At 38.0% G+C, this 24,605-nt stretch carries 25 protein-coding genes and 1 tRNA gene; 13 read left to right on the top strand and 13 right to left on the bottom strand.

Annotated features, from left to right (window positions below; genetic code table 11):
• The first annotated feature begins 3 nt into the window (after positions 1 to 3).
• The 11 genes from fliG (at position 4) to FERPE_RS05100 (ending at position 10,925) form a co-directional block, all read left to right on the top strand.
• Complete coding sequence (gene fliG / locus FERPE_RS05150; protein ID WP_014451595.1) at positions 4 to 1,008, top strand: flagellar motor switch protein FliG; 1,005 nt, start codon at positions 4 to 6, stop codon at positions 1,006 to 1,008.
• Between the two features lie 66 nt (positions 1,009 to 1,074).
• Positions 1,075 to 1,644, top strand: a complete 570-nt coding sequence (locus tag FERPE_RS05145) for a 3'-5' exonuclease (RefSeq protein ID WP_014451594.1) — start codon at positions 1,075 to 1,077, stop codon at positions 1,642 to 1,644.
• Positions 1,644 to 2,882, top strand: a complete 1,239-nt coding sequence (locus FERPE_RS05140) for a PhoH family protein (protein ID WP_014451593.1) — start codon at positions 1,644 to 1,646, stop codon at positions 2,880 to 2,882. The genes FERPE_RS05145 and FERPE_RS05140 overlap by 1 nt, the downstream gene beginning before the upstream one ends.
• Positions 2,883 to 2,918: 36 nt before the next feature.
• Positions 2,919 to 3,467: a hypothetical protein gene (locus FERPE_RS05135; RefSeq protein ID WP_014451592.1), complete on the top strand. Its 549-nt coding sequence runs from the start codon at positions 2,919 to 2,921 to the stop codon at positions 3,465 to 3,467.
• Positions 3,458 to 5,917: an ATP-binding protein gene (locus FERPE_RS05130; RefSeq protein ID WP_014451591.1), complete on the top strand. Its 2,460-nt coding sequence runs from the start codon at positions 3,458 to 3,460 to the stop codon at positions 5,915 to 5,917. The genes FERPE_RS05135 and FERPE_RS05130 overlap by 10 nt, the downstream gene beginning before the upstream one ends.
• Positions 5,918 to 5,920: 3 nt before the next feature.
• Positions 5,921 to 6,625, top strand: coding sequence for a UMP kinase (gene pyrH / locus FERPE_RS05125; RefSeq protein ID WP_014451590.1), 705 nt, complete (start codon positions 5,921 to 5,923; stop codon positions 6,623 to 6,625).
• Positions 6,626 to 6,667: 42 nt separating this feature from the next.
• Positions 6,668 to 7,480 (top strand): GTPase, encoded by an 813-nt coding sequence (locus tag FERPE_RS05120; RefSeq protein ID WP_014451589.1) that lies wholly within the window; start codon positions 6,668 to 6,670, stop codon positions 7,478 to 7,480.
• The gene (locus tag FERPE_RS05115; RefSeq protein ID WP_014451588.1) at positions 7,473 to 7,940 is read left to right on the top strand and encodes a chemotaxis protein CheX; all 468 of its coding nucleotides are present in this window, start codon (positions 7,473 to 7,475) and stop codon (positions 7,938 to 7,940) included. The genes FERPE_RS05120 and FERPE_RS05115 overlap by 8 nt, the downstream gene beginning before the upstream one ends.
• Before the next feature lie 93 nt (positions 7,941 to 8,033).
• The gene (mtnN, locus tag FERPE_RS05110) at positions 8,034 to 8,681 is read left to right on the top strand and encodes a 5'-methylthioadenosine/S-adenosylhomocysteine nucleosidase (protein WP_014451587.1); all 648 of its coding nucleotides are present in this window, start codon (positions 8,034 to 8,036) and stop codon (positions 8,679 to 8,681) included.
• 25 nt (positions 8,682 to 8,706) lie between these two features.
• Positions 8,707 to 9,654: an RluA family pseudouridine synthase gene (locus FERPE_RS05105; protein WP_014451586.1), complete on the top strand. Its 948-nt coding sequence runs from the start codon at positions 8,707 to 8,709 to the stop codon at positions 9,652 to 9,654.
• A gap of 2 nt (positions 9,655 to 9,656) precedes the next feature.
• Complete coding sequence (locus tag FERPE_RS05100) at positions 9,657 to 10,925, top strand: DUF5693 family protein (RefSeq protein ID WP_014451585.1); 1,269 nt, start codon at positions 9,657 to 9,659, stop codon at positions 10,923 to 10,925.
• A gap of 53 nt (positions 10,926 to 10,978) precedes the next feature.
• Here FERPE_RS05100 and FERPE_RS05095 read toward each other — a convergent pair.
• The 7 genes from FERPE_RS05095 to FERPE_RS05065 all read right to left on the bottom strand — a co-directional run bounded on the left by FERPE_RS05095 (position 10,979) and on the right by FERPE_RS05065 (position 16,193).
• A tRNA-Val gene (locus FERPE_RS05095) sits at positions 10,979 to 11,053 on the bottom strand.
• Between the two features lie 93 nt (positions 11,054 to 11,146).
• Complete coding sequence (locus FERPE_RS05090) at positions 11,147 to 11,602, bottom strand: chemotaxis protein CheW (RefSeq protein WP_041262838.1); 456 nt, start codon at positions 11,600 to 11,602, stop codon at positions 11,147 to 11,149.
• Between the two features lie 70 nt (positions 11,603 to 11,672).
• Positions 11,673 to 11,885 carry a hypothetical protein gene (locus tag FERPE_RS05085; protein ID WP_014451583.1) on the bottom strand — a complete coding sequence of 71 codons (213 nt, stop codon included), beginning with the start codon at positions 11,883 to 11,885 and terminating at the stop codon, positions 11,673 to 11,675.
• Between the two features lie 44 nt (positions 11,886 to 11,929).
• Positions 11,930 to 12,337 carry a flagellar export chaperone FliS gene (gene fliS, locus FERPE_RS05080; protein ID WP_014451582.1) on the bottom strand — a complete coding sequence of 136 codons (408 nt, stop codon included), beginning with the start codon at positions 12,335 to 12,337 and terminating at the stop codon, positions 11,930 to 11,932.
• A gap of 46 nt (positions 12,338 to 12,383) precedes the next feature.
• Positions 12,384 to 12,977: a hypothetical protein gene (locus tag FERPE_RS05075; protein ID WP_014451581.1), complete on the bottom strand. Its 594-nt coding sequence runs from the start codon at positions 12,975 to 12,977 to the stop codon at positions 12,384 to 12,386.
• A complete protein-coding gene (locus FERPE_RS05070) occupies positions 12,977 to 13,513 on the bottom strand; it encodes an NUDIX domain-containing protein (RefSeq protein WP_014451580.1) in 537 nt (178 codons plus the stop codon). Before FERPE_RS05070 ends, FERPE_RS05075 begins: the two co-directional genes overlap by 1 nt.
• A gap of 61 nt (positions 13,514 to 13,574) precedes the next feature.
• Complete coding sequence (locus FERPE_RS05065) at positions 13,575 to 16,193, bottom strand: hypothetical protein (RefSeq protein ID WP_041262837.1); 2,619 nt, start codon at positions 16,191 to 16,193, stop codon at positions 13,575 to 13,577.
• Positions 16,194 to 16,401: 208 nt separating this feature from the next.
• On the opposite strand from FERPE_RS05065, the gene FERPE_RS05060 reads away from it, so the two are divergent.
• Together FERPE_RS05060 and FERPE_RS05055 are read left to right on the top strand one after the other, a co-directional pair.
• Positions 16,402 to 17,679, top strand: coding sequence for a DUF58 domain-containing protein (locus FERPE_RS05060; RefSeq protein WP_014451578.1), 1,278 nt, complete (start codon positions 16,402 to 16,404; stop codon positions 17,677 to 17,679).
• Positions 17,680 to 17,704: 25 nt separating this feature from the next.
• Positions 17,705 to 19,156, top strand: coding sequence for a hypothetical protein (locus FERPE_RS05055; protein ID WP_014451577.1), 1,452 nt, complete (start codon positions 17,705 to 17,707; stop codon positions 19,154 to 19,156).
• 66 nt (positions 19,157 to 19,222) lie between these two features.
• Here FERPE_RS05055 and FERPE_RS05050 read toward each other — a convergent pair whose 3' ends face one another.
• The 6 genes from FERPE_RS05050 to FERPE_RS05025 all read right to left on the bottom strand — a co-directional run bounded on the left by FERPE_RS05050 (position 19,223) and on the right by FERPE_RS05025 (position 24,569).
• Complete coding sequence (locus tag FERPE_RS05050) at positions 19,223 to 20,161, bottom strand: AAA family ATPase (RefSeq protein WP_014451576.1); 939 nt, start codon at positions 20,159 to 20,161, stop codon at positions 19,223 to 19,225.
• Positions 20,161 to 20,367 carry a DUF6485 family protein gene (locus FERPE_RS05045; RefSeq protein WP_014451575.1) on the bottom strand — a complete coding sequence of 69 codons (207 nt, stop codon included), beginning with the start codon at positions 20,365 to 20,367 and terminating at the stop codon, positions 20,161 to 20,163. The genes FERPE_RS05050 and FERPE_RS05045 overlap by 1 nt, the downstream gene beginning before the upstream one ends.
• Before the next feature lie 63 nt (positions 20,368 to 20,430).
• A complete protein-coding gene (nagA, locus tag FERPE_RS05040; protein WP_014451574.1) occupies positions 20,431 to 21,486 on the bottom strand; it encodes an N-acetylglucosamine-6-phosphate deacetylase in 1,056 nt (351 codons plus the stop codon).
• A gap of 40 nt (positions 21,487 to 21,526) precedes the next feature.
• A complete protein-coding gene (locus tag FERPE_RS05035) occupies positions 21,527 to 22,462 on the bottom strand; it encodes an SIS domain-containing protein (RefSeq protein WP_014451573.1) in 936 nt (311 codons plus the stop codon).
• Between the two features lie 379 nt (positions 22,463 to 22,841).
• On the bottom strand, positions 22,842 to 23,678 hold the full coding sequence (locus tag FERPE_RS05030; RefSeq protein ID WP_014451572.1) for a MurR/RpiR family transcriptional regulator: 837 nt from the start codon (positions 23,676 to 23,678) through the stop codon (positions 22,842 to 22,844).
• A gap of 3 nt (positions 23,679 to 23,681) precedes the next feature.
• Positions 23,682 to 24,569, bottom strand: a complete 888-nt coding sequence (locus tag FERPE_RS05025; RefSeq protein WP_014451571.1) for an ROK family protein — start codon at positions 24,567 to 24,569, stop codon at positions 23,682 to 23,684.
• Positions 24,570 to 24,605: the final 36 nt, after the last annotated feature.

The raw sequence follows: 24,605 nt of genomic DNA, 5'->3' as shown, positions 1-24,605 counted from the left end.
ATTATGGCTGGAAAGTTGACAGGAAGGCGTAAAGCAGCCATATTGTTGGTCACTATGGGTCCTGAGAAGGCGGCAAAAGTGCTGAAAAATCTTGAAGAATCAGAAGTAGAGATGCTAACCATAGAGATTGCGAATCTTGGTAAGGTCACAAACGAAGAACGAAAGGCTGTCCTTGAAGAATTCCAGAATTTGACAAAAGCAAGAGAAATGATAGTATCCGGAGGTATTGAATACGCCAAGGAAATGCTTATAAAAGCTTTCGGACCAGAAAAGGCTATGCAGATTATCGAAAGGCTTGTTTCGAACCTATCTGTGAAGCCATTTGAGTTTATGCGCAATGCAGATGTTATGCAAATTGTCAACTTCCTGCAATCTGAGCATCCACAAACTATTGCACTGGTTCTTAGCTTTCTTGAACCTCGCATTGCTGCACAAGTTTTAAGTGCTCTCCCTGAGAATTTGCAAATAGAAGTTATCAAACGAATATCTCTTTTGGAACGTGCGTCTCCTGATGTTGTCAAAGAAGTTGAAAAGTTGCTTGAAAAGAAATTCGCCGGTGTTACAACTCAAACCCTTAGTGCTGTTGGTGGACTGGATACGGCAGCCGAGATTATGAATAATCTTGATAGGTCAACTGAAAAGGCCATTATGGAAAGACTTACGTACGAATCACCGGAACTTGCCGAAGAAATCAGAAGAAGAATGTTTGTCTTTGAAGATATTCTGAAACTTGACGACAGGTCTATACAGCTTGTTCTCAGGGAGGTTAACACGCAAGACCTTGCTGTAGCTCTTAAAGGTGCATCTGAAGAACTGAAACAGAAGATATTCAATAATATGTCGAAACGTGCGCAGCAACTACTGAAAGATGAAATTGAATTCATGGGACCTGTTCGCGTAAAGGATGTTGAAGAAGCCCAACAAAAGATAATTAATATTATAAGAAGACTTGAAGAAGCCGGAGAAATCGTAATCGCAAGAGGTGGAGGAGAAGAGTTAATCACATAAGCAATAGACCACGATATTAGTACTGAAAAGGTTGGAAAGAACTGAAATGAAAAGGAGAACCGAGTCGTGGCATGGGATGACAATGTGTATTGCGCTGTTGATATAGAAACGACGGGAATAGACCCGTCAGGTGGGGACCGTATTATCGAAATAGCAATTGTGCCGATATACAAGGGAAAAGTAGTTAAAGATTGGATTTACACATCTTTGGTCAACCCAAAGGTCAGCATACAGACTTATGCACAGAGTGTACACAAAATTTCGATAAAGGATATACAAAGTGCACCTGGGTTAGAGGATGTATTATCAGTCGTTAGAAAGTATTCCAGAGATACCGTGTTGGTCTTTCATAACGCTCGTTTTGATTTGACTTTCCTTGATTACGCTGCAAAAGAAGTCGGACAGCTTCCTCTGGATGTATATTACATAGATACCTTGGAGATTTCAAAAGCAGTATACGGCAGGGGAAAAAAGCTGGAGACACTGGCAACTGAAATGGGTATTACACACAAAGTAACACATAGAGCATATGATGATGCGCTAGTGACCGCGAATGTATTTATCAAGTTTTTCGATATGTTTGGATGGGAGAGAATCCACGAATTTCTGAGGCGGTGGATGGGGAGGGAATACTAATGGTCAAGAATTACGTTTTAGATACCAACGTTTTGATACATGACCCAGAAGCTATATATTCTTTTGAGGATAATAACGTTTTCATCCCTTTGCCTGTAATAGAAGAATTAGATAAGCTCAAAAAAGAACAAGGCCGAGTTGGGAAAAGCGCCAGAACGGCTATTAGAGTCTTAGAGGAACTACGAAACAAAGGTAACCTTCACGATGGAGTTAAATTAGACAGCGGTGGCAAAATAATAATACCGGTGCTTAGTGAGGGTGATTTTGACAGACACCAGGTGAAATTTTTATTTGAAAAGTATGTCGACAATTGGATATTGAGCTACGCAATGTTTTTAAAAACCACAAGAACGGAACCTACAATAATAGTATCAAAAGACATAAGTTTACGTTTAAAGGCACTGGCTCTTGGTTTGCAAGCGGAAGACTATCTTACGGACAAGAGTGATTTATCTCTTTTGCCCCTAGGCTATGTTTCTGTTGATTCTTTGAAAGACCTAAATGTAGAAAAACTGTATGTTAACGAATACGTTGAAAGCAAAGAAGGTTTCTTCAGGTTCAATGGTCAAGATTTTGAGCAAATAAGTCTCAAATCAAAAGTGTTTGGTATCAGCCCTAGAAACAAAGAACAGCTCTTTGCTTTAGACGCACTATTAGAGGACGATATAAAGCTAGTGTCGTTGATTGGTATAGCAGGAACAGGAAAGACGTTTCTTGCGCTTGTTGCTGCACTTCAAAAGACTCTTGTGGAAGGTTTGTACGAGCGAATAATAGTTGCAAGGCCGTTAATACCGATGGGTGGTAAGGATATAGGGTATCTTCCGGGCGCTCTTGAGGAGAAGATTTCTCCTTGGATGAGCGGTGTTATGGACAACCTTGAGTATCTGTGTAGATTGAACAATGTTAGCCTAAAAGAAATTATGAAAAAAGAAATTGTTGAGCTTGAGGCACTAACGTACATAAGAGGAAGGTCCATTCCAAACCAGTTCATAATCATCGACGAGGCTCAAAACTTAACTCCTTTGGAGGTTAAGACTATACTAACAAGGGCAGGAGAAGGGACAAAAGTGGTTCTAACCGGTGATCCGTATCAGATAGATACACCTTATCTTGATGAAAGTAGTAACGGATTGGTTTACGCTGCTTCAAAGTTTGTAGGAAAATCTATAGCAGCCCATATCTTTTTGAAAAAAGGTGAGAGGTCCGAATTAGCCAGTTTAGCTGCTGAGCTTTTGTAAGTGTGAACTAAAATAGTCCGTTGGGAGGAGTAAAAAGTGGTCGTTGAGGTCAACAACATCTCTCTTTTTGAATATTACGAAGGATTCTCTGGATTTCAAGAACAGATATTTCAATGTAAGTTGAAATTCTTGGTCCAGCTTGCGAAGATGTATCCAAACTCAAAATTCGTGTTCTACAATGCTCTCGGTCGCTTTGGACTTTTGGAAGAAGTATATAAAATACTTGAGAACATCTTCGAAAACTTTGAAATTGATTTGGAAAATAAGTTCCTCGATTTCAACAGCTCTCCTATTAACAATCTCCCCCATGTTCGTATTGACGGAAAGGTAACTGCTATTGATTCTGTTGAAACAATAGGTTTGGTGAAAGTGGAAAGTGAAAATACCCTTAAATGTGACTATACTACATGCCTGTATTTGCTCGAAAACCTTACGGAAAAAGATTTAGGAGATAAGTTTAAAGGATTTAAAGTAGAAATCCTTCCTAAGAGTTTCTTCGAATCCGAATTGGTTAATTCTCTGAAAACTGCTAATCAACGTTACGTTGTGCTAAAACTCATCCGAGGTGAAGAAATATGCTTATAAAAAAAGCACAAATAGACGGATTTGGAAAATTTGTCAATGCTTCATTTAAGTTCGGACCAGGGCTGAACATTGTCTTTGGACCTAACGAGAGTGGTAAAACCACTTTAGCAAGGTTTTTGTTATACACGCTTGGCAAACCAAGCAACGAAGCGCTCAAATACAGACCGTGGGGACATAACGTTTTTGGTGGGTATTTAGAAACATCCGATGGGAAGTATGTGTTTGGTGAAGACACAGCAGAAGTGCCAAAGTTCGATATTAGCTTGCTCGAAAGTTTAGCCTTCATAATGGAAGACGACGAGCTTGAAGCAGTAAGAGTTGATAGAGGCATTTTGGAAAGCACACTTAAGAAAAAGACCGAGAAAACATCTGAAGGCCGTATCCTAAGAGAGGCAATAAAGAGAATTCAAACACTTGATATGAACAGATGTTTGGTAGCAATCTCGGAAGAGATTCGTAAAACGGAGGGAATGATATCGGAACTTGAGGAAAAGATAAATAAGAAGAATACATTGTTTGTGAAGATAAAGAACATTGAAAAGCGAATAAAAGATTTACAAGAACAGATTAATACTTTAGAGAACAATTTAGAAGAACTTAGAACTGTAAAAAAGTCAGAACTTGAGACAAAAATAGCACAACTTAGAAGGAATATAGAAGCTATAGAAACGGAACTAACGAAGTATATCTGGATTGATTCATTAGATACTACTGTTGTTGATGAGGCTCAGAACCTTATTTACAAATTAAATTCCATAAAGGCTCGTTTGGAAGCTCTGGAAACAGAGCAAGAAAAATTGAAGGAAGTACTTCAGAAGAAAGAAAGAGACATTGAGGAAAAGCTCAGACAACTTGGTGCATCTTCCGTTGATGATTTAGAAAACGTAGGGTTGCGCTTGAAACATCTTTCGTTGCTTACCAAGATGTATAGTGAAAGAGTAGGAAACGTTGTTGATGAGGACCCACTTTGGAGATTGTTTCTTGAAAATGAGAACATTTTAGAACAGGCGGAAGAAGAGGAACAAAGGTACAAAGAAACTATAAACGAAATAGAATCTACTAAACTGAGCCTACAAAACGAAATAGAGAGAAATGAACAGATAGCTAAATATTCGAAAGATTTATCGATAGTTTCAGCCAGTGCTGGTATTGTTTTGTTTGTGCTTGGACTTCTTTTTAAAGGAATATCACTCTTCATGTATACTCCTGCCGTCGTCTTCTTGGCATTAGCTGTCTTTCTCATGTTCAATTGGAAAAAGAAGATGGCTTTTGTAGAGGTCCTTCAAGAACGCTTAGTTGAAGTGGCAATGAAACAACCTCAACAACCGTCTGTTTGGAAAGTGCTTGCAAACTACGGTATAACCAACGTTAAACAACTGAGGAAAAAATACACAGAGTTTTTAGAATGGAAGGCACAGAATGTAGAGAGACAAAGGTTGCTCAACGAACTTAAAGATATCGAGCAGGAAGTTATAAAAGAACTTTCAAAGTTTGGTGTCACAGGTGCGGCACAGATGATAGTTTCCGCTGTTGAAAATTTGCAAACGACATTTGGAGAAGTTCAGGAGTTACTTTACGAAAAGGAATCGCTCGAGAGAAGATTATCCCAACTTCGTGGGGAATATTTGTCTGTTCAAAGGGAATATAAAACTATAGCCGAGAATTTGGACGAGATTTTAAGTAGATTTGGAATAACAAAAGAGCAGGTTGAAACTTTTAAATCTCACTTTGAGCAGTATCAAGAATTAAAGAATGCTAAAAAGACGTTAAGTATCGAATTGCAAAAAGCCGTTGAAGAGAGGGAAAATGAGGACCTTGATACTTCCATAAGTCAAACGAAAGCTATACTACGTGAACTTTATTCAAGTAAAGATTCACTTTTGACTGAGCTCAAAGAGATGAAGAACCTTTATGAAAATATCGATGTGGACTTCAAACAACTCCAAGCGTTAGTTGAAAAATTGGACGAGTTTAAGCTGAAAGCGAAGATAATATCGAACCTGATTAACGAAATACCGGAGATAAATAGGTTTCTTAACGAAAGACTTGCAAATTTCATCGAAAGTTACCATAAAATATTCAGCGATGAATTCGCCGGACTCTTTACGAAAGTTTCCGGGGCTGAGAAGAATTTTGTCGTATTGCCAGATTTATCTGTGAGACTGGTCGTTGAAGGGGATATGAAGGCCCCTGACGAGTTTTTAAGCGGTTCCACGAAGGACTTATTGATATTCTGCATTAAAAATGCTCTTTATAAGACATTCTATGATGGTAGTTTGCCTTTGGTTATAGATAATACCTTGATACGTTTGGATGACGATAGGTTGAAAAGAGTGTGTGAATATTTAAACGAAGAATCGGAATTGAGACAGATAATATTGATGACGAACGATAGAAGAATACTCGAATTTTTCAGAGATAAAAAGAACGTCATACTCTTGGAGGGATGATGAATGTACAAACGAGTTCTTCTCAAGCTAAGTGGTGAGGTACTCAGTGGAGAAGCACAGAAAGGTTTTAGCGAAGAGCATGTTAATTATCTTATAAGGGAGATAAAAAAAGTTTCTGAATATGGAGTGAAACTGGGAATTGTGATTGGTGCGGGCAACCTTTTTAGAGGAAGAGACTTCGAAGGTGTAAGACCAACGATATCAGACCAAATAGGGATGTTAGGTACTGTCATTAACGCACTATATTTGAAAGATAGATTTGAGAGCGCAGGTATTAGAACCGTGGTGGTTTCTCAAATTGTCACCCTACCAAGTGTGAAATTTATAAACTACGACGACATTGACCTTTATTTTGATGCGGGGTATATCGTTATCTTTGCTGGTGGAACAAGTAACCCATTCTTTACGACCGACACTGGAGCTGCACTTAGGGCGGTTGAGATGAAAGCGGAATTACTGATAAAGGGTACGAAGGTTTCAGGAATTTACGACAAAGACCCGAAGATATACAACGATGCTGTAAAATATAATGTAATAACCTACGATGAGGCTATCGAGAAGGATTTGAAAATCATGGACACGGAAGCATTTTCTATCTGCAAACGCTATCAAATGAAAATTCTTGTTATGAACTTCTTCGAGGATAACAACCTACTTAGAGCGATCCGTGGTGAAAATGTAGGTACCCTCGTTGTCCCGAGTAAGTAGATAATTAGGTGATAAGATTGTAGAAGATGGAGGTTTAAGTAAGTGAGCAATCAGTCCAACGAGCATGTCAAAGCTTGGTATCCGGGTCACGTTCAAAAGGCTAAAAGACAAATCAGAGAAAATCTGAAAAAGATAGATATCGTTGTTATTGTGCTTGATGCACGCGCACCTGTTGCAACCACGAGTTTTGAGATGAAAATTTTCAAAGATAAACAGCGTGTCTTTTTGCTTAATAAAACGGACTTAGCGGATTCTGAATACAATAAGAAATGGGCTTGTGAGATAGCAAAGTTATATCCAACCCTTCTTGTTAACAAGGATACGAATAGAAAAGAATTGCTGACCTTTTTAAAGTCTATTCCTACAAAGTATGCGAATCCAAGGATAGCAGTTGTTGGGGTTCCGAATGTTGGAAAATCAACAATAATAAATAAGATACTTGGGAGGCACAAAGCAAAAACAGGAGCCCAGCCTGGTATTACTCGTGGTGTCCAGTGGGTCAATGTCGAAGGATTTACGGTTTTGGATTCACCTGGGATACTGTTTTCCGAGATATTTTCAAAGGATATAGCGGCAAAACTGCTGCTCATAGGTTCTTTACCTATTGAAAACGTCGATGATGAAATCTTCGATTACGCTTTTAAAATATATGCTTCTGCGGCAGGGGTCCAGAAAGATATCGTTCAGTTCCTGGAGGAATACGGACGTTCGCGCGGTCTATTGAAAAAAGGTGGGCAAGTTGATTACGAGAAAGCAAAGACCCTCTTTTTCAAAGAAGTTTCAGAGGGTAAGCATGGTAGGTTAACTTACGATACTGAGTTTGAAAAGTTTTGGGAGGTGCTAAAAAATGGTTGATGTAAGGATTGTTAACTCAGTTTTAGCAGCAGTTCAAGGAACTTATGAGGCCGTTCTGCAAATGCAAGCACAATTTGGTAAACCGCAAGCTGTAAAAGATATAACTCCAAAGTACAACTTGGTTACAATAATTGGTTTTCTTGGCAACATAGAGGGAAACTTTGTTTACGCGTTTAATGAAGAAACTGCTCTAAAAATTGTCTCAAAAATGATGGGGATGGAATACAACACCCTTGATGAGCTATCATTAAGTGCTATAGGCGAACTAGGCAACATGACTTCTGGAAGTATCGCTATGAACCTTGAAAAGCTTGGATACAAAATTGATATCACGCCTCCAACGGTGGTTACCGGTAGGGACATGAAAATTAGTGCTGAAGGTTTGATAATAAAACTTCCAGTTAGTTTATTCATTCCTGAGGATGTAGAGTTTCACATAGCTATTAGGGGCGGGAAATAAAGAATTGGTGGAAGGATTAGATTCAGTAGGTTAAATGGATTATCAGAAAACGGCCTAAAATCTTTAGATTAGTAGTTTGTTGAGGTGATTTTTATGGTTGTTGTTACCGGTGTTTTGAAAGAAGAGATAATTGGAGTTTTTCGAGAAATGCTACCCCTACTTGAAAATGGTGAGCTTGTGAAGAGGAATTTTTCAAGGGGTATTGTCGGAGGTAACGAAGTAGTCACAATATATGGGTTCGTTGGTAAAGTTGAGAGTGCTATGATGGCTCAAGCTATAATTGATAGGTTTAGGCCCAGCTATATAATTCATTGCGGTTCCGCTGGAGCAATTCATCCAGAGCTGAAAATTGGAGATTTAGTTTGTGGTAGTGTTTTCTACGAACACGATTTTCAAACCACTAACACGTTTGGAATAGAAAGCTCTTCGAAACTTTTGGAAAAGATTGCGGATGTTTACGACAAGATAAATTTTGGTCCCATCGTAAGTGGGGACCTAATAGTTAGTGATAGGGAGCTTAAAAGAAAACTATTTGACAAGTACGGAGCATTTGCTGTTGATATGGATAGCGCCGCAATAGCAAAAGTATGTCAACAAAACGGCGTGGAATTCTGCGCACTAAAAGTCATAGTTGACACAAGTGAAGAACATGCGCAAATTGAATACGAACAAAATTTCAGGAAATTTTCAAGTTTACCATCAACAATTGTTTCCGAACTGCTTGATAAACATCTATTGTAGTCGTAGAGAGGAGCAAATGAAAAGTATGGGAAATGGAACCCAAAAAGATAGCCTACCAAATGTCTCAGTAAAGAACTCATGGATAGTAAACGAAGATAACTATTTCTCAAGAGTTGATAAATTTTTGAGAAATGTTCTGAAAAACGTGCCTTTGAGTGCAATATACAAACTCATAAGAACGGGCAAAGTTTATCTTAATGAGAAAAGGGTTAAAGAGCCTTCTGTGAAGATAGAAATCGGGGATAGGATAGAAATCAGAAACGAAGATTTGTCCAAATATACGCGTGAATATAAAGAAATAAAACCGGTGAAAATGAACTTAGATATCATATTCGAAGACGAAAACATTATAGTCGTCAACAAACCAGCCGGTGTTTCTGTACATCCGGGAAAGAATGTTCACAAACCTTCGTTGATAGAAGGTTTAAAACATTATGGTACGACGAAAGGTTTTGAACCTTTCCTTGTGCATAGATTGGATAAAGAAACTTCAGGTGTCATGATTATTGCAAAAAGCAGACAAGTAGCAAGAGAACTCAGCGAAATGATTTCGTCTCGTGATGTGGAGAAAAATTACGTGGCTTTAGTATTTGGTTCCCCAAAAGCAGCAACAATAAACATACCAATTGACGACCAGGAAGCAGTTACTCATATAAGACCAGTCCGTAGGTTTATGACAAAGCTCGATGGAAAAGATATCAGTTTAACGTTACTTGACGTGAAAATCGAAACAGGAAGGAAACATCAAATACGAAAGCATCTTTCGATGAAAGGGTTCCCAATAGTCTGTGACAACGATTATGGTGATTTTAGATTGAACAGAGCCTTTTCAAAAAAGTACGGTTTGAAAAGGCATTTTTTGCATTGCAACCAGATGGCCTTTGATTTTCATGGAAAACATTATAAATTTGAAGCATCCGTGAGCCAGGATTTAAAAACAGTTCTAAAACTTCTGGAAGCGGAAGGTGATTAGTTTTGAAACTTCCATTATTTGCAAAAAATGATACTTACATTAACGTAATTCTCACAGTCTTCGCCCTTGTTCTATCGGTGTTTATATTCCTTAGGATACCAAATGATAAAAATAACTTAACCGTTTCTGTGTTTTTCGATGATGACCCTTCAATATTGTTTTACACCGGAAGCGAAAAAATCAATGATGACGTAAAAATTATCATACCATTGGAAGGTATTAACGAAAAACCTGAAGAATTTTACAAGAAGGTAGAATCAAGGTATGTAGGGATTATGGAGTTTTACGGGGACACAGAGTTTGTCAGAAATTTTTACAAAGCAACAGGCTACAAGAAAATTGTCAAAGTCCATTATGTAAAGCCAAAGGAACTGTCCAGATATGATTCGTATTCGCTTTTCAAACGACTCTGGCGAGCGGTGATGGAAAGAAGTGTTGATGTCATCGTTTTACCGAAATCACAAATCACAAAGGAAGCTTTAGAATCGTTTGGCAATTTTTTCCAAGTGCAGTCCGGAATTCCAATGCCTGACAACACAAACTGGAATCAAAAAATTTCAGGAATACTTCTGGGTGTATTTGTTGCTCTTCAAGCACCTTTTACTATTCTTGGATTCGCGCTTTTCAAACAATACTGGCTATTTGTTTCAGTTGTTAGCGTTTTTGGAACGTTAGCTGCTTACTTTTCATCCAATAATAGGTTTACAAGAGTATCAAATATTTTCATACTGGGATTACTCACTAACTTTTCGTTGTATTCATACGAATATTTGAATGATTTAGAAGTCTATAGGGGAGTTAAAGTCTCCCTTGTTCTATTACCAGTGATGGTTGGATTACTTACATTTAGAGAACTTTATCAAAAAAACTCAGTTAAACGTTGGCATATTGTTACCACAGGTGTCATAGGTGGAATTGCTATAGTATATATGCTTATGCGTAGTGGTAATTACGGCTATGTCCTTGATTTTGAGGAAAAGATACGTCTTACACTCGAGAACGTGTTTATAATAAGACCAAGAATAAAGGAACTCTTGTTTTTACCGATGTTTTTTATTGCCGGTGATATCGACAATGAATTTATTAGCGGCATACTGACATTCTTTGGAACATTCGGATTCATATCCATTTTTAATTCATTCTGTCACATAAAAGCCCCAATTTATATAGTATTTTATAGAGAAATTACAACAGTCCTTGTTGCATTGGTTATTTATCTTATCTTCTCTGTGATGAGAAACCTTTGGCTCGTGTGGACAAATAAGAAATGAAGAAAACATATGAAGCAGAAAAAGAGCGGCTTAAAAGCCGCTCTTTTTGATTGTGGTGGGTGTGGTAGGAATTGAACCTACGACCCCTTCCTCGTGAGGGAAGTGCTCTTCCACTGAGCTACACACCCATTTTTTATTTCTGAAATGTGCATGATAGATTTTATCATATCTTTGTATTTTTTCAAGCCCTGTGTTGAACCAACAAGAATTTTAATGATTTTTTATCCAATATTTGCTAAAGCAATTTTTTCTTCGGTTGTTAATAAGTTATCAACCTCGAGGGTTAACACCATCTCGTTTTCAAGCTTTATAACACCCGATATGAATTTTGCACCAGACATACCCGCTACATGTGCAGGTGGCTCATCTATCATATCCTCGGTAACCGTTAACACCTCTCTAACATCGTCAACAAGTAATCCAACTTTCTTACCATTTTCAAGTTTGACAACAATAATCTTTGACTTCTCTTTGTTTGCGAAATCATCCATTAAGAACTTTTTTCTCAAATTAATAATAGGAACAATTTCTCCCATCAGGTTAATAATTCCTTCCACAAAATCTGCAATGTTTGGTATTTTGGTTGTCTTTTCGTACTCTTTAACACGCTCAACCTTCATGATATTAATTGCAAAAACCTCTTCGCCTAGGTAAAAAGTAAGAAACTTGAGCTCCATAGATTCACCCCCAAGTTTTTGGTTGACTGCTATTTTTATTATATCACAGTCCGAAAACAAATAAAGTCTCCTAGAACTTAATTAAAGAAAACACAATGGAAAGTGCGAGAAGTATTCCCGCATAAAAAAGCCATCGAAATCCTAGTGAATTGCTTTCTTTTGATTTCTTTTCGTTTGCGTTTCTAAAAGCCCTCAAACCGATTTCGAAAAAAACAATAGCTACGACTAAACTAAGAACAAAGCCTAAGAAAAGCACGTTTGAAAGAATATACGATATCTTCATTTTCACATCAGTCCTTTGATATTGATAACAGATTCTCCGGAAAATTAGTAGGTTAGATTTATCCTAGGTTTGTTAACATCAATTTGACTGGCAGTGCTTCCTGCCAATTTCATAGCCTCTCTCCAAGTTGAGAGTAAATCCTCGAGCAACGATTTCACATCATCAAGCATCTTTTTATCTTTTTTGATGTTTGCTTCAACTAATGTTCTGTACATGTAGTTGTAAAGTGCTCTGAGATTTTTAGCTATTTCTCCACCTTTCTCCATGTCGAGTGCCAAATTCAGCTCCATTACTATATCTTGAGCCCTAACAATTTTTGCGTTCGCATTGTTATAATCTTTTTCATCTATGTAGTTCTTTGCCTCATCTATGACACTTATTGCTTTTTGCAAGAGCAGTTCTATAAGCTTGGCAGGGCTTGCAGTTAAAACCATTTGTTCAATATAGTCCATTCACGATACCTCCCTTTTTTATTTCGTGAATTGCTTAATAATAAAATCAATTTACTTTTGCTATTGCTTCTAATACTTTTGTGAAATACTCTATGTAGTAATCTAAAACTACAGGTATTTTATTTTCCACGACATCGGAGATTTCAAAAACATCCCTTTTATCAAGCGCTTCCAACATTTCTCTGAGAATGTTTGATATTTCATTTTTATCTGTTGCAAGAGCCAATTCGCTTTCGTTTAACTTCGTAATCTGATTTGTCGAACTTCTTAAGTTTTCAATTGCTGCCAAGCCTTCTGATAAGTCCTTTATCGCCTTCCATCCAGCTTCATTTCCTGTTATTATGCTACTCGCTACTTGTGGTAAGAGTTCCTTAACATGCTGGATGTAACCCAGCACATCCTGTAACGTCTCTTTTAAAAAAGAAACAGCATCTTGTGTCTCAATTTCTATTAGTAATTCTTCGTCTAGCTTTGCGTTTTTGAGTTCCTCAACGTAAGCAACAGGAATTTCCTTGCCATTAATCTTTAAACTTTTCAAAACTTGACCTTCAGTAACGACAGTTCTGAGTAAAGCGTTGAAGTTTTCAAAGTCCTGTGAGTTGAAAAGTTTTTCTTCGCCGTTTACGACAACTTTTACCATCACTTTTCACCTCTTAACTTAAAATATGCTCTCATGACACCAGCAACTGTTTTGGCATCAGTTATCTCTCCACTTATACATTTCTTCACAACTGCGTCAAAATCCTCAATTCGAACTTCGAGAATTTCATCTTCATCTGGATTAGAGTCTCCAGGAACTAAATCTTGTGCCAGGTACAGATGGATAATCTCGTTGGAAAAACCAGGTGTTGTGTAGATGTATCCCAAATATGTGTATTTTCTTGCTGTGTAACCTGTCTCTTCCCAGAGTTCACGCTTAGCACATTCTAAAGCATCTTCACCTGGTTTATCAAATTTTCCAGCAGGAATTTCCAATAGCTTTTGTTTTATTGGATACCGATATTGTTCAACCAGGATAATCTTTCCATCGCTTGTTATTGGAACGACTGCTACCGCACCGGGGTGTAGCACGTGCTCTCGAATACTCATAGCACCGTTTTCCAAAAGTACCTCATCTCTTAGAACAGTTAATAGCATACCGTTGAATACTACCTCTGTTGTTATCGTCTTTTCCATAGCTTTCTTTACCTCCCATAATTTGCGTTTGTGAATTTCTATTTTTGCTCGCCATTCGCTACTATCTATACGTTTCTTCTAAGTCGATAGAAATTAGGCCCTTCCCATCTGTTGTTATCACTTTCCCAAGCGTTTTTGAAATTGCTACAGAAAGAATTGATTGACGAAAATTTGAGTACGAACCGATGTTTTCTGGTTTATCACTGACTATCCTCCATACCTTAATCAAATTATCCGTTCCAGCGGTAAAAAGCTTGCCGTCAAAAAACATAATTTTGAAAATAGTTGAATTATGCCCTTTAAATTGTCCAATGTTTCTAAGTTCTCTGTCTAATACATACACTCTTCCATCCCATCCAGCAACGTATATTTTGATTTGAGAAGGATTTGAGTTGTCAGAATAATTACTGTCAATAGACCAAAGCGTTTGCTCGGAAGCTTTTATTTTTGTGACTTTATCTTTGTTTATTCTTACCACAAAACCTTCCAAAGTTGTTAAGTATATCTCGTCACTTGAAAATGCAAAAATACCCGTAATGGAAAGCTTTGGGAGCTCATAGACTTTTATTTTTTGAAAGTTCTTTAAATTCCACAATATAACTTTGCCGTCCCATCCACCACTTACAAGTATATCACCAACCACAAATATGCTCCATACGTAACCAGTATGGCCGGTTAAAATATTCAGCAACTTTCCAGTTTTGGAATCCCATACTTTAATAGTTTTATCGTTTGATGCAGATATTATGTATTTTTTGTATCTTGTGATACTCTTCACTGCATCTGTGTGGTCGTCGAAAATCATCGATAATTCGAATTTAGCTTGTTTTTTATTGTAGTTCCACAAGCTTACCTTTCCATCTTCATGTCCACAAATGACTAAATCATCTGCATAAATAGTCGAAATCGAGCTTATTTGACTCGAGAACCTACGGACAACATTGCCGTCTTCGATTTGAACGACCATACCATTTGATAAGCTTGCGAAAATGTTGTTTTTTGTCTTTCGAAATTCTGCCAAATCCACAATAAAGGCTTCAAATTCATAGGAACTGTTACCGATTCTCAATTTCGAGCCACCCGTGATAATCTGTGACTCGATAACTAAGCCTGAATAGAGTGGAAAGACATCACTTCTTTGAACTTTCCAAACTTTACCATCAAACACGGCGATTGTTCCGTTAAAGTGAAAAACAACAATTTGACTGTTTAGTCTTGATATTTTCACTACAGGACTTGGGTATGAATTTATAAGCTTTGGCTTATAAGACATTTTGTCTAATGCATATACGTTTCCAAGATTGGTTCCAACGTAAAGAATTCCTTCACTATTGTATATTGAGCAGATCCATTCTTCAGAGATGACTGCAATCGTTTTGAGGTTCCATCTTCCCTGGATATCTTCAAGCGAAAATACCTTTCCCCGGCTTCCAAGATAGATGGGATTCTTTTTTGAATTGTCGAGAGTGCAGGTTAAAAACGCGTCTTCGTTGTAAAAAACGCTTTGAACTTTCCCATCTTTTAGAACGAGCAACTTCCCTGACGAGTCTCCTGCGATAACAGATTCGTCCAAGGTTAAGACAAACCTGATGCTGGTATCGTTCTTGTAACTCCATATCAGTAAACCATTATCTACGTTGTATCTTTCGATACTCCCATCTTCACGGCCTATTACAAGCGAATTTCCGTTTGCTGAGATTTTTGCAGAGGATAGGAAATGCTTTGGTGCTTTTCCTAAATACCTTCCATCGATTGAGTACTTGAATATGTCACCTTCCCTGTTTGAGACATATATTGTTTTATCAATAATTTGTAGTGAAGTAATCTCTGAGGCAGACATATCGAAATTGCGCACGATTTTTGCACCAATTGTTTCATCGTTAACAACGATAACTTTCCCTTCTACCGACAGATACAAAAACTTTCCATCGTCTGTTATTGATTGAACTGCGGATTTGAGAGAAAGAACCTTCTCATATTTTATCTGTCCTTTATCAAGCAAAAATCTGTACACAGAACCATCGGATGAACCAACGTAAAGTTTATTCTGAAATACGTGTAGCGAAAGGATTTGAGATTTTAATTCAAAAGAACGTTCAAATTTAAAGTCGTCGAGCGTAGAGAATGAAAGTCTACCATTTTCGTCGCCTGAGACAAGATAACCGTTGTAGATTGTGAGTTTTCTAACCCAGCCGTCGTGAATTTTCAGAAATTTGAGAGGTTTAAAATCTTTCCAGACGATTATTGTGTTGTCTGAGCCAGCGGAAATAAGAAACGCTTTGTAGAAAAGCAGGGTGAAAACTGAGCCTTTATGAGCTTTCAAGGTGTAAATTAATTTCAGTGTGTTTTTGTCGTAGACCTTTATTGTGTTATCAGGCTTGTAACCTCCTACGGCGACATATTTATCGCTAACATCTATACACCTTGCCCAGCTTTCGTGTGAGGTAATATTTTGTAACGGCAATAGTTCTTTATTCCAAACCTTCAAAGTACCATCCGCACCGACTGAATAGAGCTTGTCATTGTCGAAACTTAACTCCCAAACTACGGAGTTATGACCATAAAGCACAAAGTCAAGGGCGTATCCGTGATTATGTATAATTGCAATCACCAAGAAAGTAAATGAAGCAAGCAATAAGAAGCTTTTCAATCTTTTGAATCTTTCGCACTTTACAATCATTTGTCCCCCTCTCAAATATCGATTAGTTCTTCGCTTAGTTATATCAAAAGTATTGAGAAATCTGCTTTTAATGTGAGTCTTTTTATTCATGTTACTATTATACTCCTGCTTGAACTTTTAGGAAAATTAGTCTTTGGTTTGAACTTAAGGCGTATTCGTGGTTTAATATTGTTGTTTAATATCAACCTAAAATGAGAGGTTGTTGAATATGGAACACGTGCGTCAAAAAAGAAAAACATGGGCAAGAGTAAGCCCGGTGTTCTATGTGATAATAATTATCTCAGTTGTTTTAAGTGCTTTCGTTTACAACAAATATGTATGGCTACTTGATATCTTCTCAGGATGGTTGATTCTGGAATATCTTACACTAAAAGCCTACTCGAGATTAATTAAGACTAATGTAAGTGGGAAAACAAGAGTATTTATCAATGAAAGGTTTGACATAGTTATCAACATTTCCTCTGAGGCGAAAAGACCATTGGTTATAGAAGTTGTGCCACCAGCGGTTGTTAAAAAAGCTTCGGTGCGTTTGGTTTTGAACCCACAAGATAGTGTTTCACTTTCATTTGATACGTTTTTTGGAACACGCGGAACAAAGGACATGGGATACTACACGATAAAGATAGAGAGTTTCACAAGACTCTTCCAAGTGTTAATTACGGAGGACATACCATTCAAGGTCAAGGTTTTTCCAAAACTTGAATACGCCGAGGCTGAGGTTGAAAGAATACTTGAGATGCTTCCGGTTGTGAAGAGTAAGTACAAGCTTGTTGAAGATATTTCTTATATCAGAAACGTGAGAGAATACGAGCGTGAACCTTTGAGCCGAATTCATTGGAAGCAGAGCGCCAAGATGGGTGAACTGATGGTAAAAGAATATGAGTACGCAGGAACGACGAGGAATTATATTCTACTTGACCTAAACCTTCCAGCAGGCATTTATTCAAAGACAGCTTGGGAATATATACATAGGAAATATCAAGAAGAAGCTATTAGAGCGACAGCCGGTTTGCTGAAATATTTCACCGGCAAACACGAAAAGACAAATTTGTTGATATCACATTCAAAAGGCACTTACAACCTTTCATTCACAGATTACGTGCTTTATTTTGATTACTTGGCTGAAGTGGAAGGAACACTTGAAGGCAACCAAAACACTACCGAACTTCTCGAACATGTAATTGATGTAGTTCAACCAACGGATACAGTTATATTGATAGGTATGTTCTTGACAAAGGATGAGGTTGAAAGTCTGCTAAGATTGAGAAAAAGATGCGGTAGGATTGTCGTACTGATTATGCCCTACGGTTTTAGAGAAGCAACGAGCAAAAAGTTTAAATCATATTTTGATGTTCCTCTTGAAGTAAGGGAATTGTACAACTACGCAAGGGTTTTGGAAGAGGAAAATATAATGGTGGAAGTGTGGCATGAGAACACAAGCTTTATGGAAGGCCTTTTGAAACTCACTGATGGTGCACAGGTGTAGTAACTTACCGCCAAGAGGTGAAATTATGGAGCAGTATAGGAAAATTAATGAAACATTACGAAGGATAATGTTACTATTTTCGATAATGTTCTCATTGATTGTACCTAGTGCGGGAGTAGCCAAAAACTTACATTTTTGGGTTTTTACTATATTACTCTTGACGTATATCTTATCGCAGAGCATTATAATTTCCAGAATTCTTCTATTTTTCTCCACGCTGTATGCCCTTTCATTTTTCAGGGTGGATTCGCTAAAATACCTGCTCGTCGTTGTGCTTTTTGCTTTAAGCATTGGTAAGTATTTCCAGAACAAGTGGTTGACGTTAGCACTTTATCTTTCGGCGCTAGCGTTCTTTAACCACTACCTTACTCCATTCTTTGTCTTTTTGTTTGTAGTTCTTAACTTTTCAGACACGCCTGAATTTAAAGCTCTTTTTGAAAACAAAGCGAAAGTGAAAAAGATGATCTTACTTTCCTCTTTGTTTGTTATCTTTCTTTCACTGCCGCTTCCAGACGTTAGGTTCAACATTGTAAAAGTAGTCGAATCACAAGAAAGACCAGCGAAAACTTCAACTCAACAAAAAGTGGAAAGATACAGCATCCCTGAAGAAGTCGTTCAGAATCGCTCGAGTCAAACATTGGAAACGGATATAACGAAAAATCCAGAGCTCATAGAAAAGATAGAAAATCTTAGCAGAGAACGATTGTTTAAACTGTTGGAAACTCTGTCGATGCTAGTTGTAACTACAGTTTTGCTCTACATTTTGGCGGTCATAAGACGAGCACCCTACGAACAAAGAAGGACTATAATCTCCAGCTTTTGGGTTACAATAGCTATTCTGCTATTTTTCCTCTTTGTATTTGCTCCAACGATTTCTGGCGTTATTTCTAATCTAAGAACTCAAAGAACTTTGGAATCAGAATTTTCAACTAGGAGTGCTTTTAATCAAACAAATCCAGCAACGACAGTAATCACACAAGAAAAATCAGTGGTAACTAATGCTTCTTCAAATAACACAACTGACCACATCCTTTTTATCTTTCAGCTCTTATCAACCGCTGCTGGCCTTTTTGCTGTTTTCTTTTTGGGGAAAATGTACTACGATTTTCTAACACAAAAAACTGACCAGGAAGACAATAAAGTCACAGAGTCAGAACCAACTCAATCACCAGTGTATCAGACAAATCTTTCTTACAAAGAGATTCTCGATTTGTCCGGTGTAGAATTTGTGCATCATGCATACCATTACGTTAGACAAAATGTTTTCAAAGGCTTTGATCATTTGACACCTTACGAACTTTTTGAAAGGTTCAACATTCCTGAACTTGAAGGAATAACAGCCAAATACGTAGAAGTAGAGTATGCATTCAAATCGGAAGTGATGCAAAAGGATATAGAAAAACTCAAAAATGATTTTGTTACGATTATTGAAAACAAAGAAAGGTTGTTAGAACTTATTTTTATGCAAAACACCTAAAGCTAAAGACCAAATACAACAAAAAAGCCACCCGGTTCTACTTGGATGGCCTTTTCAATCTAAAGGTTATTCTTCTGCAACTACTGGTACTTTCTCGAGTATATTGTTCAGAATATCTTCCTTTGACTCTCTTAAAATCTTCGATTCTGTGCTTTGGATGATTCTATGAATCAACACGTATGGAGCAACTTTCTTCACGTCATCAGGTAACACAAAGTCTCTCCCATTTATGTATGCCCAAGCCATACTGACGTGCATCAACGCCAAGCTGCCTCTTGGGCTTGAACCGTATTTCAATGATTCATGGTGCCTTGTTGCATCAACGATGTTGACAATGTATTCTTTTACTTCCTGACTTACCTTAACTTCTCGCACTTTTTGTTTCTCTTGAGAAAACTCTTCTGGGCTTCCAACGGGTTTAAGGTCCTCAATGGGATGTCTGACCCTTTGCGATTCTAATACTTCTATTTCGCTTTGTTTGTCGGGATAGCCAAGGCTAATCCTTATCGTGAATCTATCAAGTTGTGCTTCAGGAAGCGGGAAAGTTCCTTCGTATTCTATAGGATTTTGCGTTGCTATAACAAAGAAATCATCAGACAATTTATGTGTTACCCCATCTACGGTAACCTGCCTTTCGGCCATAGCTTCTAGAAGTGCTGATTGTGTTCTTGGAGTTGCGCGGTTGATTTCGTCGGCTAAGAGGATGTCTGTAAAGATGGGGCCTTCCCTGAAAACAAACGTTTCGGTCTTTCTATCGTATACAGATAAACCTGTTAAGTCGGTTGGAAGCAGGTCAGGTGTAAATTGGACGCGCTTGAAATTAAGCCCTAATGAAATAGCCAGAGATCTGGCGAGTATAGTTTTCCCAACACCGGGTACATCTTCTAATAAAACATGACCACCCGCGTACATCGCAGCGAGAATAACTTTGGTCTCTTCGTTTTTGCCTTTAATAACTTTTTGAACGTTTTCGAGAATTCTTTGATGTAGTAATTTCTCCCCCATTACTTTCTACCTCTATCTCTTATGAAATTCTCAATAGACCTGTCCCAAGTGCGTTCACCCTCTTTTGTAAAGAAACAACCTGGAATTTCACCAAGGCTTCTGTGGTAAGCAACGCATTCGCAGCACTTTCCACGCTTGTCACAAGAAAGATAAGTGCATGTGCAATTTTTCAGGTTCTTTTCAAGAGATGGACATCCTGCTGGCATTCCAATCCCCCCAAACTTGCTTTTTGGAGTCAGTTCAGTTAATATTATTATAACCTGGTAACCTTAGAAATTCCAGACCTTTTTAATGTTCAGTTCGTTATCGAGTAGAACTAACTTTGCAGGATATCCTTCTTTTATTCTGCCGCCATTCAGATTTAAGTCTTTACAAGCATTATAAGAGCTTACCATTGCAAGTTCTTTTAAAGAACATCCTGTGAATTTAGCAAAATTCTTCACCGCTTGAGAAAATTTCAAAGTGCTACCAGCCAATGTGCCATCGCTTAGTTTTGCTATTCCATTTTCAACCTTAACGCGCAAATCTCCAAGCATGTAGTTACCATCTTCCAGTCCTGTAGCGCTTATGCTATCGGTAACAAGTATTATTTTTTCAGCTTCTTTGACTTTGTAGACCAAATTTACAAACTCTGGTGCACAGTGAATCCCATCTGCAATTATTTCCAGAGTAAAGTCCAAAAGTAATCCTGCACCAGTTACCCCAAGTTCTCTGTGATGAAGAGGACTCAAAGCATTTGGAAAGTGCGTGATACGTCTAAACCCGTTTTCGAATGCTCTTTTCGCTTGAGCAAAAGTTGCATCTGTGTGTCCAATGGATATTCTAATGTTGTTTAGCTCGCAACTCTTGGCAAAATCCAGGAAAGAATCATATTCTGGGGCAACGGTTATCGTACCAATCGAAGATAAGGAAAGATATTGCTCGAGCTCATGAACGTCCCTTGGAGGAGACTGAATATACGACTCGCTATGTGCACCTTTCCTTTTGGGGGCTATAAACGGACCTTCAATGTGTAGTTTAAGCTCCGATGGTATTTTTATCTTTCTGAGTTCATCAAGGGGACATGTTACAGTCGTTGGTTGAAAATACCAAACACCCTCTAAAGCCTCGTATTCTTTGAATCTTTCAAAATCTTCTTGCGATGCCGTCATTGTGTCTATACCTTTAATCCCATGGATATGTGGGTCGACAAACGCAGGCATCAGGATATGTTCAAAGCTGGATTTATCGCTTTTTCTGATTTCTAATATTACATCTTCAAACTCAACGGTTCCTACATATTCTCCATCGACTGGGTCGACTATAAGCACGTTTTCAACCAGCATATAATCACTCCTTTACATCAAGTGCTAAAGTCCTATGGTTTTAAACATCTTTGAGTGAAACAAATTTCGTAAGTCCATGAGGTTTGTCAGGATTTAAACCCTTGTGTATCGCTCGCTTATAGCCAAGAAGTTGACCATAGAGATTGAGTACTTGCACCTCAAGGGCAGGATCATTGGTGAAGGGAACAATGATCTGTGCACTTGCTCCACGATCCATGATTTCTTTTGCTAAATTCTCTTCAAGGGGACTTGGATTTTTGAATTCAGAAAAGATTACCACATGCGAATTAGGAGAAAGCAATGCTATGGGACCATGGCGGTATTCGAGGGTCTCATGGAATTCACTGTGGTCAAGCGATAACTCTTGTACCTTGAGTGCACTTTCTTTAGCCATATGGTAGCGTTCGCGATAACCTAAGAAAATGAAATGACTCTTTTTGTGCACAATGTCATTTGAGGTCATTTCGTCGAATTTCTTTAGAACTTCTTCCACATCAATGTCAATTCGTTTGATACCATTCAGGAATAATCTCACTATAGCTGAGAAACTTCCGGTCATGATTACAGAATCCTCGTGAGCAAAATCGAGTTCATACGCTAAGTCGCAAACGTTAGCCAATGGAGTTTTTCTGTCGCAAGTAACACCGAGCGTTTGGATACGCCCCTTTAGCAGTTCAGCAACTTTGACAGTCTCAGTTGTATAACCTGTTCGTGAGATCAGGATTGCAAGGTCGTAGTTTTTTATGATTTCGTCGAACATCTCTTTAACTAATACTTCACCAGCCGTTATAGCATCGGCGCTATAACCATTTTTCCGCATAATTTCTGAAATTATCAATCCCGCATTATACGAACTACCACAGCCTATGAAAATGTATCTTTTAACCTTCTCAAACTTGGGTGGTGTCATTTTATCAACGGTTTTGAACAATTCTCCAACTTTCATTATCTCATAGTACGTTTTGAAACTTGCCATGGTCTAATCCCTCCAGAAATTTGGCAAATGTTATTAATTGTTCTTAAACCGGTAACGCAAGTTTACCGAGGACAGAAGGTTTCATAGCACCGGTGACTGAGGTGTGATGTGCCATACCTCTTAAGAATAACTCACCAAGCAGAGCAATGGATACTGCCTCTCGAAAGTTTATACGCGTTACTTCAAAAAGGTAGTTTAAATCTTTCAAAAGTGTTTTATTGCGAACACTTTAAGCATCGCCACAAACTTTGACATCAGTTGAATGAATCTGAAAAAAACTAACCATTGGCATGTTTCTTCAATTTATCGCATTTTTCATATTCTTTTTAAGCAACGCAGGATTAATGTTCTACGAAATTCTTTTGCTGCCTTAATTGAATTAATAGATCCATTTTTCTACAGCACGAGCAGTTCGTTGCACACATTGAGTTGCCTTGTCTTTCATGGTTTGTTTTGTCATCTCAAACAGAGCTTCTAAAACGTGCAGTTGTGATATCTTTGACCTTATTGCACCACTTTCAAAAGGTGCTTCACGAATGGGTGTCAGTAGGACATAATCAGCAATATCAGCAAGGGGAGACCTTTTGTGACCCGTTACTGCAATAACTTTAGTGTTATTTTCCTTTGCTAATTTTGCTAAGTCTATAATGACTGATGTTGAACCGCTCTGAGAAAAGGTAAGAAGAACATCCTCTGACGTAGAACTTGACAGGACCATAGCTACTAAATGTGCGTCTTGAGAAAAGAATGCATCGATACCTATTCGCATGAATTTATAGTACGCATCCAGTGCAGTTGCGCCAGAGGCTCCAACACCAACAGTGTAAAGTTTTCTGCATGTGGAAACTATCTCAGCACACTTCATTAGAACATCTTTGGATGAGCTGAGTAGCTCGTATGTTTGTTCAATAGCAGTAACGTGATTTATTTTAATCTGTGAAAGTATATCCCCCGATGAAAGAGCACCATTTTCACTTTTGTTATTTGGTATGCTTTTTGCAAGGAAGATTTTGAACGAATGGAAACCTTGAAAACCGAGTTTTTGGCAGAATCGAACAATTGTGCCTTCACCAACACCTAAAAGCTCAGAAAGTTCTGTAATACTCATATGTACAACTTCTTCAACATTTTCTAAAACGTATTGTGCAATAATTTTTTCCTTTTTAGTAAGAACACCACGCTGATAAGTTAAAAGTGTAAAGATGTCTTTAGCCATAATTTATGCTCCCTCCTCAAGATTTTTTATAGCGAAAAGAGAAGCACCGATGAGCCCTGCATCGTTTTGAAAAACGCTAAGCTCGACTTGTTCAGGTCGATAAAGTGATTTAGAAGCATGAATTCCAACTTTAGTTTTAAGTATTTGTAAAGCTCCTTCGCCCAGTTCCGAAAAACCTCCACCAACGACAACAAGTTCAGGGTCAATCATAAGAAATATCTTATCAATCAAGATTGCCAAATCGGAACACACTTTTTCAACAGCAGTCAGGACTTTTTGTTCGTTGTTTTTAAAATAATTAATCAATTGAGCACGTTTGTTCAATGGAACTTTTGCATATCTGTGAATTACACTCATCGATACATATCTCTCAGCACATCCACGCTTGCCACAGTTGCATCTGCGGCCATTAGGATATAGTATGGTATGCCCTATTTCTCCCGCTTCCCAGAAATTTCCGTCTACCAGCTTTCCATCAATGAGAACTCCACCACCAAGTCCTGTTCCTACAGTTAAGAAAACTAATGATTGAACGTCTCGAACATGGGCTTCAGCTAATGTTGCTGCTTTAGCATCGTTTATAACATAAGTCGGTATTCCTAAAGTGGTTTCAACCTCTTTTTTAATGTTCCTCCCGGTCCAATTTTTTAAATTAGGAGTGGCGTACAAAATCTCTCCAGTATTTGAGTTAACCCTGCCAGCTGTTGCAATTCCTATCGCTGCTATTTTTTTATTGTTTGTGAGTAGCTGATAGATAATTTGCATAGCTGTGTCAAGCGGGTTCGTTTTTGATGTTTTTCGGACAATCTTATCTACGAGGATCCCATTATCGTATATTGCACCTTTTACAGTGGTTCCCCCTATATCAATTCCTATGATCTTGGTTCCCACTTGCCTTAACTCCTTTCTTGTTTTCAGTATGTTTAA

The organism is Fervidobacterium pennivorans DSM 9078 (assembly GCF_000235405.2).
Lineage (GTDB): Bacteria > Thermotogota > Thermotogae > Thermotogales > Fervidobacteriaceae > Fervidobacterium > Fervidobacterium pennivorans.
The sequence above is the reverse complement of the archived record's forward strand: the minus strand, read 5'-3'. Positions and strand labels throughout refer to the sequence as shown.

What these genes read in the sequence shown, in the direction of transcription:
- fliG (WP_014451595.1), top strand. Translation starts at nt 4, where the DNA reads ATGGCTGGAAAGTTGACAGGAAGGCGTAAAGCAGCCATATTGTTGGTC.
- FERPE_RS05140 (WP_014451593.1), top strand. Translation starts at nt 1,644, where the DNA reads ATGGTCAAGAATTACGTTTTAGATACCAACGTTTTGATACATGACCCA.
- FERPE_RS05130 (WP_014451591.1), top strand. Translation starts at nt 3,458, where the DNA reads ATGCTTATAAAAAAAGCACAAATAGACGGATTTGGAAAATTTGTCAAT.
- pyrH (WP_014451590.1), top strand. Translation starts at nt 5,921, where the DNA reads ATGTACAAACGAGTTCTTCTCAAGCTAAGTGGTGAGGTACTCAGTGGA.
- FERPE_RS05115 (WP_014451588.1), top strand. Translation starts at nt 7,473, where the DNA reads ATGGTTGATGTAAGGATTGTTAACTCAGTTTTAGCAGCAGTTCAAGGA.
- mtnN (WP_014451587.1), top strand. Translation starts at nt 8,034, where the DNA reads ATGGTTGTTGTTACCGGTGTTTTGAAAGAAGAGATAATTGGAGTTTTT.
- FERPE_RS05105 (WP_014451586.1), top strand. Translation starts at nt 8,707, where the DNA reads ATGGGAAATGGAACCCAAAAAGATAGCCTACCAAATGTCTCAGTAAAG.
- FERPE_RS05090 (WP_041262838.1), bottom strand. Translation starts at nt 11,602, where the DNA reads ATGGAGCTCAAGTTTCTTACTTTTTACCTAGGCGAAGAGGTTTTTGCA.
- FERPE_RS05085 (WP_014451583.1), bottom strand. Translation starts at nt 11,885, where the DNA reads ATGAAGATATCGTATATTCTTTCAAACGTGCTTTTCTTAGGCTTTGTT.
- fliS (WP_014451582.1), bottom strand. Translation starts at nt 12,337, where the DNA reads ATGGACTATATTGAACAAATGGTTTTAACTGCAAGCCCTGCCAAGCTT.
- FERPE_RS05075 (WP_014451581.1), bottom strand. Translation starts at nt 12,977, where the DNA reads ATGGTAAAAGTTGTCGTAAACGGCGAAGAAAAACTTTTCAACTCACAG.
- FERPE_RS05070 (WP_014451580.1), bottom strand. Translation starts at nt 13,513, where the DNA reads ATGGAAAAGACGATAACAACAGAGGTAGTATTCAACGGTATGCTATTA.
- FERPE_RS05065 (WP_041262837.1), bottom strand. Translation starts at nt 16,193, where the DNA reads ATGATTGTAAAGTGCGAAAGATTCAAAAGATTGAAAAGCTTCTTATTG.
- FERPE_RS05060 (WP_014451578.1), top strand. Translation starts at nt 16,402, where the DNA reads ATGGAACACGTGCGTCAAAAAAGAAAAACATGGGCAAGAGTAAGCCCG.
- FERPE_RS05055 (WP_014451577.1), top strand. Translation starts at nt 17,705, where the DNA reads ATGGAGCAGTATAGGAAAATTAATGAAACATTACGAAGGATAATGTTA.
- FERPE_RS05050 (WP_014451576.1), bottom strand. Translation starts at nt 20,161, where the DNA reads ATGGGGGAGAAATTACTACATCAAAGAATTCTCGAAAACGTTCAAAAA.
- FERPE_RS05045 (WP_014451575.1), bottom strand. Translation starts at nt 20,367, where the DNA reads ATGCCAGCAGGATGTCCATCTCTTGAAAAGAACCTGAAAAATTGCACA.
- nagA (WP_014451574.1), bottom strand. Translation starts at nt 21,486, where the DNA reads ATGCTGGTTGAAAACGTGCTTATAGTCGACCCAGTCGATGGAGAATAT.
- FERPE_RS05035 (WP_014451573.1), bottom strand. Translation starts at nt 22,462, where the DNA reads ATGGCAAGTTTCAAAACGTACTATGAGATAATGAAAGTTGGAGAATTG.
- FERPE_RS05030 (WP_014451572.1), bottom strand. Translation starts at nt 23,678, where the DNA reads ATGGCTAAAGACATCTTTACACTTTTAACTTATCAGCGTGGTGTTCTT.